8 protein-coding genes are annotated in these 15,774 nt (G+C 50.9%); 3 read left to right on the top strand and 5 right to left on the bottom strand.

What is annotated here, in order from left to right:
* Positions 1-8: 8 nt before the first annotated feature.
* Positions 9-1,478: a hypothetical protein gene (locus IEY24_RS04635; RefSeq protein WP_188929118.1), complete on the bottom strand. Its 1,470-nt coding sequence runs from the start codon at positions 1,476-1,478 to the stop codon at positions 9-11.
* Positions 1,479-1,664: 186 nt separating this feature from the next.
* On the opposite strand from IEY24_RS04635, the gene bla reads away from it, so the two are divergent.
* A complete protein-coding gene (gene bla, locus IEY24_RS04630) occupies positions 1,665-2,549 on the top strand; it encodes a subclass B3 metallo-beta-lactamase (RefSeq protein ID WP_188929116.1) in 885 nt (294 codons plus the stop codon).
* Positions 2,550-2,562: 13 nt separating this feature from the next.
* Here bla and IEY24_RS04625 read toward each other — a convergent pair whose 3' ends face one another.
* The 3 genes from IEY24_RS04625 to IEY24_RS04615 all read right to left on the bottom strand — a co-directional run bounded on the left by IEY24_RS04625 (position 2,563) and on the right by IEY24_RS04615 (position 9,414).
* On the bottom strand, positions 2,563-4,467 hold the full coding sequence (locus tag IEY24_RS04625) for a tetratricopeptide repeat-containing sensor histidine kinase (RefSeq protein ID WP_188929114.1): 1,905 nt from the start codon (positions 4,465-4,467) through the stop codon (positions 2,563-2,565).
* 162 nt (positions 4,468-4,629) lie between these two features.
* On the bottom strand, positions 4,630-6,309 hold the full coding sequence (locus IEY24_RS04620; RefSeq protein ID WP_188929112.1) for a RagB/SusD family nutrient uptake outer membrane protein: 1,680 nt from the start codon (positions 6,307-6,309) through the stop codon (positions 4,630-4,632).
* A 90-nt stretch (positions 6,310-6,399) separates the two neighbouring features.
* Positions 6,400-9,414: a SusC/RagA family TonB-linked outer membrane protein gene (locus tag IEY24_RS04615; protein WP_229221361.1), complete on the bottom strand. Its 3,015-nt coding sequence runs from the start codon at positions 9,412-9,414 to the stop codon at positions 6,400-6,402.
* Positions 9,415-9,646: 232 nt separating this feature from the next.
* On the opposite strand from IEY24_RS04615, the gene IEY24_RS04610 reads away from it, so the two are divergent.
* Positions 9,647-13,621: a hybrid sensor histidine kinase/response regulator transcription factor gene (locus IEY24_RS04610; protein WP_229221351.1), complete on the top strand. Its 3,975-nt coding sequence runs from the start codon at positions 9,647-9,649 to the stop codon at positions 13,619-13,621.
* Between the two features lie 74 nt (positions 13,622-13,695).
* Here IEY24_RS04610 and IEY24_RS04605 read toward each other — a convergent pair whose 3' ends face one another.
* The gene (locus IEY24_RS04605) at positions 13,696-14,667 is read right to left on the bottom strand and encodes a class I SAM-dependent methyltransferase (RefSeq protein WP_188929108.1); all 972 of its coding nucleotides are present in this window, start codon (positions 14,665-14,667) and stop codon (positions 13,696-13,698) included.
* A 363-nt stretch (positions 14,668-15,030) separates the two neighbouring features.
* On the opposite strand from IEY24_RS04605, the gene IEY24_RS04600 reads away from it, so the two are divergent.
* Positions 15,031-15,774, top strand: a complete 744-nt coding sequence (locus IEY24_RS04600) for a phage tail-like protein (RefSeq protein WP_188929106.1) — start codon at positions 15,031-15,033, stop codon at positions 15,772-15,774.

The following is a 15,774-nucleotide window of genomic DNA, read 5'->3' as shown; positions in this document are numbered from 1 at the left end:
CTATGTAATTAACGAGGCAGACCTTCAATCAAAATCAGTTGGCTGGCTTGGTTCTCCGATTTACGGACAGAACCGCCGTCGACACCCTTGTATTTGTCACCGCGCCAGGTATGCGCTTGAATGCCGAGCATGAATGTGTTGGCTCGGCCGGTAACGTCCGAGACGTCGATCATACCGCTGCTTTCCCATGAGCCGAATGCAGAAGTACCACCAACATTGTATTTGGCGGCATCAGCTTCGGTACGACGGTGATCTATTTCGAGAACCGGGGTCAGTTGTTTGGTATTGAGGTTGAATTGATATACATACCCATCATGCTTTTCGTCGCCATAACCATTCGGATCTTCCATAATGTAGACGTAGTCGAAGGTTGCGCAAACGTTATCCGGGTTCTGGAAAGTTTTGGCGATGCCGTTACGGTCGTCGCCGTCGAGCAATACTTCCAGTTTACCTTTGGTAGGGTCGTTCGCGTCGAGCACAACGCGGTAAATACGACCGTATTTCGAACGTGAATAGTCAGCGTTCACGCCGCTGTTGTCCTGGCCTGTCACGGCAAAAATCACCTCGCGGCCCTGTGCGCCGCCGCCCTTGCGGTAATCCACGTCTTCCACACGTCCGAATTTGATCGCTTTCAGATCATTTACTTTCGAGTTGATCTGCGCTCCGGTCAGCGTCTTGTGGTTACCGATTTTAACAAACTCCACATCATAAGTCGAACCGACTTGCATATCCCTTTCTTTCTGATTGTTATCAGCGCGTTTCAGCATGTAAAGAGCGCCGTTGTCGAGGTCGCCCACGGTATTGGACAAATACATGGCCACCTGGCCACCATTCACATCAGAATCGTCGTCGCCGATCACGATCACCGTTTTGCCGGGATAAGCAGTTTTAGGAAGCGGAACTGCGTTTTCGGCGCTCCAACGGCCAAGACCTGCTACCTCGCGGGAGATATTCGCCTGGCTTACGTCCGAATCTACGTTGACCGCGTGTGTGCGCGATTCCTGGCCGCTTTCGCCTGACGTGAGAAAAACAGGGCCAAAACCATGCTCGACCGGCGTCACCAAAGTAGCCGAGCACAAACGCCAGGTTCCTCCGTCGGAATTGAGTATGTACTCGCCTTTTACAGGCTTGAAACCCTTATCGAGTGTAATGCGCGACACGGAGAAGTTGTCTTCATTGTTTACCAGGATCGTGTAGTTGCCGTCAGGATTCTGGAAAAGACCGGCGCCATCGGCAGAGCCTCCAAACACGTAGCCTGGCGATTGCTCCAGCTGGTCGTCGCTGCTCAGAAGTGAATAAAGCTTCACGTTGTTGGCCGAAACACGTCCGTTGGTAGCGCCGGGGAGCAATTTGGCCAATACGGGTGTCACCGAACGGTTTTGCAGGGTAATGTCCGGACTGTTCGGATCGCGGTGGTCCTGGCAGGCCCCGAGTGCAAGAATGCCGGCCAATGCGGTGTAAGTAAATAAAGGCTTCATGGTGAGTGATAAACTGATTAAGTGAAATAGTTTCACAAAGAACAGCCATTCACTTTTCGCCGAGTTTATGTATTTATTATCAGTTTGTTAAGAGATAGGCCTGCGGCGGTCGGCCGTCAACGGCCAACACAACGTCTTGCATACCAGTCACCCCGCCTCTATCTTTGCGCGCTTACCATCAATCTTATGCCGAACCTTCAAAAAACGCTTATAACTACGCTCATTGCCGGGGCATTACTCACTCCATTTGTATCAGAGGCGCAAAACAAAACCTGGAAGCCCCCGTTCGTCCAGGCCGACTGGTCGAAAGACTACCGGCCGTTCCGCATCGCGGGAAATCTCTATTATGTAGGCACTTACGATTTGGCCTGCTACCTTATTGCGACGCCCAAAGGCCATATATTGATCAACACAGGCCTCGAAGGCTCGGTACCCCTTATCCGCAAGCACGTACAGGCGCTGGGCTTTAAATTTGAAGACATCAAAATACTGCTCGCTACACATGCCCATTACGACCACGTGGCCGGAATGGCGGCTATTAAAAAGGCTACCGGCGCCAAACTGATGATCCAGGAAAGAGACGCTAAATCCATCGCCGACGGCGGTGCTTCCGATTATGCATTGGGCGGACACGGTGCCAGTTTCGAGCCGGTAACTGCCGATCAGTTGCTCAAAAATGGCGAGATTATCAAGCTGGGTACCATGCAGGTAAAACTGCTGCACCACCCCGGCCATACGCCCGGCTCCAGTAGCTTTTCGCTAACGGTGAGGGATGAGAAGCGGGCCTATAAAGTCCTGATCGCCAACATGCCGAGCATTTTAGATGAAACCAAGCTCTCGGGAATGGCTGGCTACCCCGAGGTGGGCAAGGATTATGCCAAGACATTGGCCGCAATGAAAAACGAGCAGTTCGATATCTGGCTGTCGTCGCATGCAAGTCAGTTTGCGTTGCACGAAAAACACAAACCCTCCGACCCCTACCGCCCCGAAGCCTTTTTTGATAAAGCAGGCTACGACAAAGCCGTCGCTGAATTGAAAAAGAAGTACGACGAGAAGCTTAAACAAAAATAACCGTACCGCCTGATCAGGCCGGAGAGAGTGTGTCGACGTTCTCTCCGGGCAGGAAAACAAAGAAAGTGGTGCCGCTCCCCTCTTCCGTCTCGAACCAGAGCGTCCCTCCATGCGCTTCGACGATCTGTTTTGAAATATACAAACCCAAGCCAAAAGCTTGCTCCCCGGCCGTACCAGGGCGCTTCGAGGTCGTAAACGGGTCGAAAAGATTGGGAATCGCGGACTTGGGAATTCCCAGCCCGTGATCCATGACTGAAATGGTGACGCCAGTGTCCGATTGCTCCATTTTGATCCGGATCATTTCTCCATCGGGGCTGAACTTGATCGCATTGACAATCAGATTGTTCAGAACGCGCAGCAACTTGTCGGGGTCGGCATTCACTATCATATGCGACGGACCTTCGAGTATAAGCCGCTGGTTCTTTTCAGCTGCCCGGAATGTGAGCAAGGTCACTGCATGGCCGAGGAAGACAGACAATTCGACCGGCTTTTTCTGTAATTCCGCTTCTTTGAAATCAAAATCGGTTTGGAGCAAATCGCTGATCATGTGCAGGCAGCTCGTACTCGACTCCCGGATAAGTTCCACATATTGACGGGCCTCTTCGGCTGTCGTATCCTCCTCTTGCAACAACGAGCACAACGCATTGATACCACCGATCGGATTGCGGAGGTCATGGGCCACGATCTTGATCAGCCGCGCGTAGTTCTGATTACTTTTTTCCAATGCATCGGTGGTCGATTCCAGCTGCCTGAACTGCATCGTCAGCACGCTGTTGGTTTTTTTGCTGAGCTTCCAGTTTCGCCAAAGTATGACAATGCTCAGCAAGGTCAGCACACACACGGCCACGGCCAGCGCCAGCAGCTGCGCATTGTATTTCGATTTCAACTGCTCTGAGATCAATTGTTGGTCTTTTACTGCATACTCAATGTAATCGATCCCTGAAACGCGGTTGATATCCTCCTGTTCCTCGAATAGCTTTAACAACTTTTGGCTATAAATAAACGCATTGGCATTTTCTTTCCTGCCCTCGTAATAGTCATACAGCTTCTTGCACACGTCGCGCGCATACATGCGATAGTTCTTTTGTTCGGCCAGGTCGAGCGCTTTGTTATAGAATTGAATGGCTCTATCTCGGTCCTTGGGGAGGTAATAATCCCCCAGATCAAGCAGGATATCCATACTGAGATAGTTCAATTCCAGCGCCAGTGTGCTGTTCAGGGTCTTTTCCAGCAATGTCAGGCCCCGTTCGCGTTGCCCCGATTCAATAAGCGCAGTCGCCCTGAGTTGATCGATCGCCAATTCGAGGCGGATATCCCGATACTTTTTGGCAATGCCGTAAGCCCGGTCTATAAGCGTATTACGGCGCTTTGCCGTGAATTTTTGAGGATAGAGCAACACATAGTTATAGATAACCAGCGCTGTGATCGAATCATGCGCAATGCGGTCACCGAGCGCAATGGCACGGTCATAGTTGGCCTGCGCCTTATCGTGGCGGCCGCTGAAATTGTACACCGAACCAATATTCATGAGCGTCTGCACGACGTTGGACGAATCGCCCAACGTTACATACTGATTATACGCGTCGTTATAGTAGCGCAACGCGAGTTGGATATTGCCTTTAATATCGAAAACCACGCCCAGGTTATTGGTAGCATCGGCCAGCCCCTGGGCATAATCGTTGCGAAAGGCTATCTCTCGCGCCTTCAATGCATAATAGAGCGTACTATCTGCATTTTGTTCATAAAAAAGCAATGAAATCCGGTTGACGACGTCGACGTAATCCGAACTATCGCGGATTGAAGAAAGGCTCTGTTGCAGCTTGTGGATCCTACCCACCTGCGCCCCAACCGGTCGGGAAAGGCAAAGGAACAACATCAAGCAGATGAAAATGCCTTTCAAAGAACCAAGTTGCGTCATATCAGGGCCAAAAACACTCTGATTAAATATTACAAACTTTCATTGCAATTCCAAAAAAAATGCGCCCTTTTAGGGCGCACCCACCGCCCCACGAGCGGTGTTCTATCATCGGTTTTAGTTATTCATTTTTAGCCCTCGACAACCCAGGGTTTAAACCCTGGGTTAATAGCCCGGGTTTTGTTTTAGTTGCGGCGACGAGTTCAGCACCGTTTGCCCGATCGGGAAAATCTCGGTGTGGCTGTCGGCATCGGCCGTTTTATCCCACCAGGTGCCTTTGTTGAACACGCCCCAACGGATCATGTCGGTGCGGCGGCGGCCTTCCACGAGGAACTCCCTACCCCATTCGTCGATCATCTCCTGGTCGGTAAGCTGGCTCCCATCGGCTTTGTAAAGACTTGCCGAGCCGGTTGGATAGTTACGTTTACGGACCGCATTCAGCAATACAGCGGCAGAAGCCTTGTCACCCGACCGGTATTTGCATTCAGCCAGCGAATAGTATATTTCCGCGAAACGGATCTCCGCATAAGCCGAAGAAATCTTATTCAGGTCCTCGCTGGGGTAGAACGGATACTTCACCGGGAAAATACCCGAGTTGTTATCCGCATTATTCATGTTCGAAGTTTTGTCGGCAATCGACGTGCCTGGCTTCGCATCGAGGAACTTACCTACCTGGTCGCGTAGATAGAGTGGATACGGGCCCTTGAAACCACGCACCGTGTCGGGCTTGCCTGCCGAGTTGGTGTAGGGCAGGTAGCCGTACAGGAACATCCCTTCGCGTTTGCTATCGCCTAGATTCTTGTATTTTTTCAAGCGAATATCGTCCGGATACTTTTGAAATTTTACAAATGGCTTACCCAATGCATGCTGATACTCCTTTCCATCCACATCGAGGCCGGGCTGCATTGCGTATTTCGGGTTGGCATTACCAAAATCCGTAAATCCGAAATAGCTTGGCGCCAGGTTGGGCAGCATCCAGAAATACATTCCGCCATCATACTGCCAGTGCGTAAGCCCGAAACTGCCCGGAAAGCCAAACACCGTTTCCTTCGAAGTAGCATTGTTGTAATCAAATGGAGCGTCCCAGCGCGATTCCAGGGCGTAGGTACCGTACTTCCCATCTATCATTTCCTGGCTGATTTTCGCACAGTCAGCAAAACGGTCGGTGCCTGTGTACACCTTCGCATTGAGGTAAAGCCGCACCAGCAACGAAGCTGCTCCACCTTGCGTCCAACGGCCTACCGCATTAGCTCCAAGGCTTTGTACGGTCGGCAGCTTGGGTAGCGACTCTTTCAGTTCCTGCTCAATGAACGCAAATGCTTCCTGGGGTGTCACCTGCGGCCCACCGGTGGTCTCGCCCTTCACCTTGGTCACGATCACGATATTGCGGTAGAAATCGAGCAGGCGCAGGTTCAACCACGCGCGTAGTGTGCGCAGCTCTGCAATCATTCCGTCGAGCTCGGCCTGGGTCATCTCAAACCTGGAAGGATCTTTAATACCCTGCAAATCTTCCAGTGAGTTGGTTGCCAGCGTCACACCGCCATACAATGCATTCCAGGGATCGGACGTGAAGCCGTCGTTCGGCGTCCAGGTGTGGTAATGCACGCGCTGGAATTGCCCGCCGTCGAACCAGTCGCCCTGGCGATTCGGGGTCATGATCTCGTCCGAGCTGTTTTCCTGCAACATGAACGTGTTACCGCCCTGGATACTCCAATAACTGTGTTCGAATGCGCGGAGGAAGTCGCGGGTAACGTCTTCACGCGTTTGGAGGAAATTATCGGAAGTGATCCGGTCGAAAAGTTGCTCGTCGAGGTTGGTACAGCCTACGGTTGCTAGCAACAGCATGCCTGCCCCAATGCGGGACCATCCGATCCGGGACCATCCAGTCAGGGCTCTATTCTTTAATATGTTTATGCTTTTCATTATGTCTAAAAATTAAAAGGTGAGCTGAACGCCCAACAACAACTGGGTTGTCGACGGATAGTAATCGAGCGTGCCGTTATTGTCGCCGTTTTTGTTCACCCCGGGGTAAAGACCGTTCACATTAATCAGGTCGGGATCGCCACCGGTGAATTTCGTGAATGTTGCCAGGTTGCGGCTGGTCGCATAAATGCGTACCGATTGCAGGAATTTCGTCTGGATCGGCTGGGTGTAGCTAAGTGTCACGTTGTCAATCTTTAAAAATCCGCCCTGTTCGAGGAAGTAGTCCGAGAGTGTTGAATAGGTCGTCGGGCTTGTCAGTTTCGAATACTTACCGCCGTCGTAGGCCGAAGTCAGCACATTAGCGTTTTCCTGTGTCGCCGGTGTTCCGAGGTAGAATGCGTAAGTATTGAACAGCTTATAGCCGAACGAACCGCGCAGGAACACGCTCAGGTCCCACCTCTTGTATTTGAAATTGTTGGAAATACCCATTGTAAACTTCGGCAGGCCGTTTCCGACAAACTGCTTGTCGTCGTTTGTCGCCTGGTTGCCCGGGATCACCTCACCCTTTTTATTATACACCAGCAAAGCACCCTGCTCGTTCACACCAGCCGATTTGAGCGCATAGAAGCTACCGATCCGCGTATCTTCCTGCAACCGCTGCAATGTACCCGGGCTACCCGGCGCCGGCATACCTACCACATCTACGTACTTCTGACCTTTGAAAAGCGCGTTCGAAAATGACACGAATTTGTTGTTGTTATAAGCGCCTGTGAAACCAAGGTCGTAAGTAAAATCACCTTTCCGCAGCACCGAAGCATTCAACTGCAACTCGATACCCGTGTTCCGCATGGTACCGACGTTGGCGAACGTCTGGCCCTGAATGTTCGGCGGGTTGGAAACATTGTAGTTACCCAGCAAGTCCTTGTTGGTGCGGATATAGTAATTGAGGCTACCGGAAACCTTGCTGCCGAAAAGCTCAAAATCAAGACCGGCATTGAAGTTCGCCGCCTTTTCCCAGCGCAGGTCATAGTTGGTATTTTGACTTGGTCCCCAAACCTGGTAGTTGTTGCCATTGTATAAATAATAGCCATAACCGCCGTAGGTATCGAGCGAAAGATAATTACCAAAATCCTGGTTACCGGTCTCGCCATAATCGGCACGTATTTTCAGTTCGTTCAGCCAGGGAATATCTTTCAGGAAACTTTCCTGTGTGGCCCGCCAGGCCACCGAAGCCGCCGGGAAGTAACCCCATTTGTTGGAATACCCGAATTTCGAAGAACCCTCGCGACGCAAGCTGGCCGACAGGTAGTATTTCTGGTCAAAATCGTAGTTCAAACGGCCAAAGAATGCGATCAGTTTGGAAGAGTTTTTGTAAGAACCCACATTGTTGATCCCCTGCTGTAAATTCCACAAACCGCTCCCCAGGTTATTGTAAGTCAACACATTGGAAGGAAAGTTCTCATTCTTCGCATTGAAGCCGGAAGAAGTAAAATACTGGAACGAATACCCACCGAGCAGCTTGAAGGAGTGCTTATTCAAATCCAGGTAATAATTACCGATCCATTCAAAGCTTTTCTGGTCGCTTTCTTCCAGTTTCTGCTCGCCGCTGTTGCGTTTGCTTCCGTTGATAACGGTCGTCAGCGTCGAAGGAGTGAAGAAATACCTTCTTCCCGAAGAGCTCACTTCTCCGATCGTCACCACGGTATTCAGGTTTTCGAGAATATTAATTTTCGCTGAACCATTCATATCCAGCAGCTTGTACTCGCGATCGGACTTGACGCCCTTCGCGACTTCAACCGGGTTGTTGGCAAAAAATCCGGATGTCAGATAAGCATACTTGCCAGTTGAGTCGCGCACGGAGAGCGTCGGGTTTAGGGTCAGTGCGTAGTTGAAACCGCTGTAATCGGCATCGCTCGTTTTGGTGTAGCGGGGCGCAGCAGTGAATGCCAGTTCGACGATATTATTGGCCGTCTTGTGGTTAATATTAATCCTTCCCCCATATTCGCGCTTGGCCGAACGGAGGTCCAAACCGTTCGCATCGCGGTAGTCGAGCGAGGTGAAATAGTTGGTCTTGCCATTACCACCCGAAAATTGAAGGGTATGCTTGTGCGAAAACGACGGGTTGCGCTTCACGGCGTTCATCCAGTTGGTGTTGCCGCCAAAATCGACGCCACGCTTGTGGGCCAGGAAGTCATCTTTCGAAAGCACTTCCAGCTGATTGGTAGCGTAGTCGAATGTGGTGTAACCGTCATAGAATATACGCGAGTTCTCCGATCCCTTTTTGGTCGTGATCACAATCACCCCATTGCTGCCGCGCGTACCGTAAATGGCCGACGCCGCACCGCCTTTCAGCACGTCGATGGACTCGATCTCGTTCTGGTTGATGTTGTCGATATTACCGCCCGGCACGCCATTGATCACAAACAAGGGCCCCAGACCGGCGCTTCTCGACGACGCCCCGCGTAGCTGTATGTTCGGCGAAGAATTAGGGTCAGCCGCAGCCGTGTTGGTTACCGAAAGCCCCGCTACCTTCCCCTGGATGGCCATCAACGGGTTGTTGCCGCCCACACGGAGCAGATCTTTCCCCGAAAGGTGCGTAATGGCGCTGGAAACCTCCTTTTTGTTAAGGGAGCCATAACCGATCACGACTACTTCATTCAGTGTTTTCTGGTCTTCCGCCAGATTTACTTCCACGAAAGATTTGCCCGCCAGACCTATCTCCTGGGTTACATAGCCCACATTTGAGATAACCAGCGTCGCATTAGCGTTACCCACTTGCAGCTTGAATGTCCCATCGGCTTCCGAAACGGTTCCGTTGTTGGTTCCTTTTTCGAGAACGGCTACCCCAGGCAACGCGTCTTTGGAATCCCGGATTTTACCGGAAATTTGCACGGTATTCTGCGCACTGGCTTGCCAGGCCGAAAGTATGAGCAGCAGGCAGCCCAGCCATGCGGTTGCCCGTGCAAGTGAACGTCCCGGCAGCGGGCGCCTGCCCTCGCCGGTCGATTTGTATAATTTTATTTCCATGAAGGAGATAGTTAGGGTAAAAGCTCCGCAGCGTTGTTATTATTTAACTATAATATTGGATTAATTAAGAATGCTGCGAAGTTCCGGGTTTAGTGGATAACGGGGTGATCGTTTTGTCTCAATTTTGAATCAAAATGTCTCACCTAAAATTTTTATGATTTAACTAAGATTTTAGTGGATATCTTTACATGCCGGTTGTGTCAGGTCGTGTGTTTATATGTAGTTTAAATTGGTGAGAACACTTGTTTCCATCCTGCTTTTCCTTCTTGTCGCTACGCGGGTTTTTGCGCAGCAAATCCCTTTCTATTTTCGTAACTACCAGGTTTCTGACGGACTTTCTGGCAATGCCGTGGGCGAAATGGTCCAGGACAAGAAGGGTTTCATGTGGTTTGCGAGCCGCAATGGCCTCAACCGTTTCGATGGCCACACTTTCCGCATTTTCCAGAATGTCGCCGGCGATTCGCTGAGCATCGGGAGTAATTCCATTTTTGCATTATATGAAGATGCCTCCGAGAAGCTCTGGGTAGGTACGCACAATGGTGTGTACCGCTACGACCCCGTCGCCGAGCGATTCGACGCATTCGGGCTGATCCCGGCAGGCGAGGTGCTGGAAATCCGTGGTGACCGCAGCGGCAACATCTGGATCATTTCAGATCTTACCTTGTACCGCTATCATGTGCGCACCGGCCGTGTGGCGCGCGTGGACCTCGGCAGCGGCCAGCCAGTCTCACTCCACGTATCGCCCGCAGGAGCTGTTTGGGTGGCGTGCAATAATGGCGTCGTGCGGCATTACCAGCAGGATACCGGCCGTTTCGAAGCTTTTAACGTCGGTGAATTATCGGGTATCAGGGATATTTATGGCGCTACCACGCTGCACGCCGTCGGCGACTCCTCGTTGCTGATCGGCACGATGAAAAAGGTTTTACTTTTGAATTTTGTAAAAAAAGAGGTCCGTAACCTCACTGCCGCCGGACAACCCGATGAGGACGTACAGGTGCATACAATCTTTCAAAAAAGCAGCCAGGAGTTCTGGCTCGGCACCGAATCCGGGCTTTACATTCTCGACCTGGTCTCTGGCAGCTCACAGCATATTGTCAGGGAGCCGTTTAACCGTTATTCTATCACGGATAACATCATCAATTCGATTCTCCGCGACCGCGAGGGCGGCATTTGGATTACGACACAATTTGGCGGGATCAACTATTATTCAACCCAGTTCAACAACTTCCGCAAGTTCTTCCCCAAACCCGGCAACAGCATTAGCGGCAGCATTGTACACGAAATCACGAAAGACAAATACGGCCATTTGTGGGTCGGAACAGAGGACGCGGGCCTGAACCGGCTCGATACCCGGACTGGCCAGTTCAAGGCCTTTTTGCCCGACGGCCGTCCCGGCAGCATTTCCTACCGCAACCTCCACGGCATGGTGGCCGATGGTGACGAGCTGTGGGTAGGAACTTACGAGCATGGCCTGGATGTGATCGACTTACGTACCGAGCGGGTCATCAGGCACTATAATTCCTCCAACAACCCGCGCTCACTGAGCAGTAATTTTATTGTCACATTATATAAAACCCGCGAAGGCGACATCCTCGCCGGTACGTGGATCGGCCTCTGCAAATACAACCGCGCCACCGACGATTTCACCAGGATCCCGTTCTTTAATCACCAGGTGCAAAGTATCCACGAGGATGCAGAAGGCACGTTATGGGTCGCCAGTTATGGCCGTGGGGTTTCTTTTTATAATCCAAAAACCCGAAAGCAGGGTCATTTGCAGTACAGCGCCGACCGGCCCGGCGGACTGGTCGATAATTACGTCAACAGCATTTACCAAAGCTCCGATAAGAGCATCTGGCTCTGTACCGAGCACGGTCTTTCGCGCTACAATCCCGAAAGCGGGCAATTCCGCAACTATCGCAAAACCGATGGGCTGCCCGACAATCAGGTATTCAGGGTCTTGGAGGACGACGCAGGTAATTTCTGGATCACCACCTCCCGGGGACTCGCAAAGCTCGATGGCCGCTCGGACCGATTCACCAATTTCCACACGGGCAACGGCCTGCCTACCGATCAGTTCAACTACAATTCGTCTTATAAGGATTCCGACGGAACGTTGTATTTCGGCACCGTAGCGGGAATGGTCGGTTTCAAACCCGCCGCCTTGCTCCGGAATGCATTTGTGCCGCCGGTTTACATTACCCGCTTGCAGGTCAACAACCGCGACGTCGAAGTGCGGCAGGAAGATGTGCCGTTGAAACAGTCGATCATTTACGCGAGCGAGCTCATTTTGCCCCATCAGAGTTCAAATGTGAGTTTCGACGTGGCCGTACTGAGCTATGTAATCCCAGAGCAAAACAGCTACCAATACCAGTTGGAAGGCCTTTCGCAGGAATGGATACCTTTCCACAGCAACAGCCGGCGTATTCAGTTTTCGAAACTGCCACCGGGGAATTATACATTAAAAATCCGTGGGGCCAACAACGATGGCCTTTGGAATAACCGCGAAACCAGGCTGCGCATTACCATTCTGCCGCCGTTCTGGGCTACGGGTTGGGCCTGGCTTTTTTATGTGGTACTGATTGTGAGTATTATTGTAGTGATTTTTCGTTACTATTTTCTCGCGCTTGATGAGAAGAACCGCCGGCAGATCGAGGCAATCGAAATGGGCAAAGAACGGGAAATATACAGTGCCAAGATCGACTTTTTTACCAATGTAGCGCACGAGATCCGCACGCCGCTGACGCTGATCAAGATGCCGCTCGATAAGCTGCTGGCGAATAGAAAGTCGGACCCTGAAATGATTGAGAGTTTGAACATGATTGATAAAAACACCTCCCGACTGATAGACCTGACCAACCAGCTCCTCGACTTCCGAAAGGCCGAAGCTAACAATTACAGCCTGAATTTTACCAAAACCGACATTAACGAGTTGCTGAACGACGTTTTCAGCACGTTCCGTCCAGCAGCCGAGCAAAAGCAGCTGCAATACAAACTCGAATTACCCCGCATTGCCTTGCAGGCATTTGTAGATGAGGAGGCTTGTAAGAAAATCACCAGCAACCTGATAAGCAATGCCATCAAGTATGCCGAAAGCCGGGTAAATGTGAAGCTTTCGCCATTCAACAGCGACGATTTGCTATTCCACATCGAGTTCGCCAACGATGGCCCGCCGATCGGTTACGACGACCGCGACCGCATTTTCGAGCCATTCTACCGCGCCCAGGGTAACAGTAAAGAACAGGGAACGGGCATTGGCCTGCCGCTCGCGCGCTCGCTCGCAGAGCTGCACAAAGGCACACTCGAACTAAAACGCTCCGAGCTTGACCAAAACACTTTCCTGCTTTCCATTCCCATTCACCAGGATTACGAGTTGGATTTGAATAAGGAAGACCACAAGAGCCTGGATGCTTCCGCTGAGGCAACTGAGGCAGGACAAAGCACCGCTAACCCAAACAAGCCCAATGTGTTGCTCGTCGAAGACAACACGGAAATCCTGGGTTACCTTGGCCGCGAATTAGGTCTGGACTATAACATTTTCAGATCTGGCGACGGCCGGCAGGCGATCTATCTTTTACAAGAAGAAAACATCCATCTGGTAATCAGCGACATTATGATGCCCGTGATGGACGGCATTGCATTATGCCGCGAGATGAAGAACGACATCCGTTTCAGCCACATTCCCATTATTTTATTGACTGCCAAAAACTCGATCAGTTCGAAGATCGAGGGGCTCGAAGTAGGCGCGGATGCCTATATTGAGAAGCCGTTTTCTCTCGACCATTTGTCAGCACAAATCACTAACCTGCTTCATAACCGCGACATTATCAAGGACTATTTCGCGCGCTCGCCGCTCACGCATATCAAGGGTATCGCGTTTTCCCGCGCGGACAAAGATTTCCTCGAACAGCTCAATGCCATTATCACCGACCACATCGCCGACAGCGACCTGGACGTGGATATGCTTTCTTCCAAAATGAATATGAGCCGCCCTACCCTTTACCGGAAGATCAAGGGTATTTCGGATATGACCCCCAATGAGCTGATCAACCTTTCACGCCTCAAAAAAGCGGCCGAACTGCTGGCGGAGAAGAACTACAAGATCAACGAGGTGGCCGATATGGTCGGATACAGCGTGCCCACCAACTTTTCGCGGGACTTTCAAAAACAGTTCGGCGTCAGCCCCTCGGGCTATGTAAATGCATTGTAGGTTCAAAGACGGCATTGGTGAACCATCAGCGAAGAACGCAGCAAAAAACGATCTGACCACAGGGCTTCAAGTCATCAGATCGTTTCCGAGTCGTAAACACTGAACCGGATGTTGTCGAACGCCACCGATGCTTTACTGACAATGTAGAGATCCTGCAAACCGGAACTGACCAATTTGTAACGGGTATAATTCGCCTTGCTCAGGCCCAGATCGTTAAAACAATGTTCCAGGTAACTTTCACTGACAAACGTTGTGCCGTAAACATTCGCATTTTTAATACTGTCCTCCACGACGCTGTTACTGTCTTCACTTTGCGTCGAATAAATGAAATCTTCATCCGAATGACGCAGCGATGTATCGTGAACTGTAAATGCGAGAACGCCGCCCGGCGCGAGGCAATTCCACAGCTGCGTCAACCACCTGCGGAAGAGGTCTTCGGGCAAATGGCTGAATAGCGAGGCAACGAAGATGAACTGAAACCTGATCGCGGGCCGGAACTCTTCCGGGATAAATGACGAATGGATGCCATTGACGCCAAACTTGTCGATTTGAAAATCCACACCGTGCTTTTTGACATCGGCCGTGTAAATGTGCTCTGCCGCCATTACATGGATCAAATGCCTTTCCAAAGTCCCGTAGCCCGAGGCAAAATCCAGAAATGGAGCAGCTTGCCGCGCCCAATCGCTTCCCCACCGCTTTTCGGCTATTTTGCAGACCATATCGAGCAAGCTCACTCCTCTCACCACATACGCTCGCACAGCAGCCTCGACGCTGAAACCGTTGTTGATAAAATGCAGCAGCATCATATCGTTTTTCGAAATCTCCGTGTTCAGGTCCACAGGCAGCCCAAGTACTTTCTTGACCCTGTCGATTTCCTGCAGGGTGCTTTCATTTACCCGCCACTGGTCAGGGTAAATGTCGTGGATCCTTTGTTCCAGTGAATGCAGTTTCTGATTGGTCTCGTTGTGTAGTCCCATTTGGGAGATGATGTATTTGACCGGCGGACCAAATACAAGCATGACCATTCTCTTCAATATTACTTTCATGGCTCGCAACTGTTTAAGGTGGAAGAAGGTGGAGCGTACTATCAATTGTCGAAAAACAGGATTCTTGCTTTAACATACAGGACAACAAATAGATAGCGAGCGTTGCGCTTTTAAAAAAAAGGTGCGCAATACCGGTTCCGACACCGCAATTACGGCCAGTTTGAAAGTGAAGAAGTAATAAGTCACACAAGCGCCACGGTCCATGCAAAGAAGCATCGCCTATGTGCACACCCTACTTTAAATCGATATGAACGTAGAAATATTTTTATAATAAATAAGATTAATTTTACAGCATTTATTTACATTTAGCTGACTGTCAATCAACTTATCAAATCTTCCTTATAACAGACAATCCCTATCCCTATGAAAAAGAGCTACCAACTATTACTGACCGGCCTGTTCGCCGTGCTTACATTTGCTGCAAATGCCCAAGTGGGTGTTGGAACCATCTCGCCAGCCCCCACCGCACAGCTTGATGTTCAATCGACTTCCAAAGGGCTGTTGATCCCGCGGATGCTCGACTCAGAACGGACAGGAATCGCCAGCCCCGCGACCGGATTGCTCGTTTACCAAACCAACGGATCGTCGGGATTTTATTACTTTGACGGTGTGGTGTGGAGACCACTGCATAGCGGAGATGCTGTCGGCTTCACTGCCACGAAAAATGCATTAGCAATTAACGCATCCGGATCAATCAACGACTTCAACCAGGAATATGCCGCCGGCCCCGGGCTAAATGTGGTCACAGGAGCTTATACAGTTCCCGAAACCGGCATTTACCACGTATCCGCCATTGTTAATTATTCAACTACCGCGGCCGTTTCGGTGAGCCTTGGAGCGGGCGTTGATCCGAAGATTAACCTCAGGGCCAACGGGGTTACCAACAAGTTGACAGGCAATTTCCCCCTGCTTAATGTAAACGTAGCGCTGGTACTATCGCTGAGAGCAATCCTGGGCTCTGGTACCGTCGTGCTTTCGGGAGATGTCCCGTTGACAGCCGGTGATGTGCTGGACCTCTATTATGAAGCCGACGGCCTCTCCATCACTCTTAATCTCGGCTCCGGCGGCACGGACAATGGCATCGTCTGGTCAATGCGAAAATTGTGA

The sequence above is a fragment of the Dyadobacter endophyticus genome (genome assembly GCF_014641595.1).
Classification (GTDB): Bacteria; Bacteroidota; Bacteroidia; order Cytophagales; family Spirosomataceae; genus Dyadobacter; species Dyadobacter endophyticus.
Note: the sequence above shows the minus strand (reverse complement) of the source record. Positions and strands in the feature narration are given on the sequence as shown.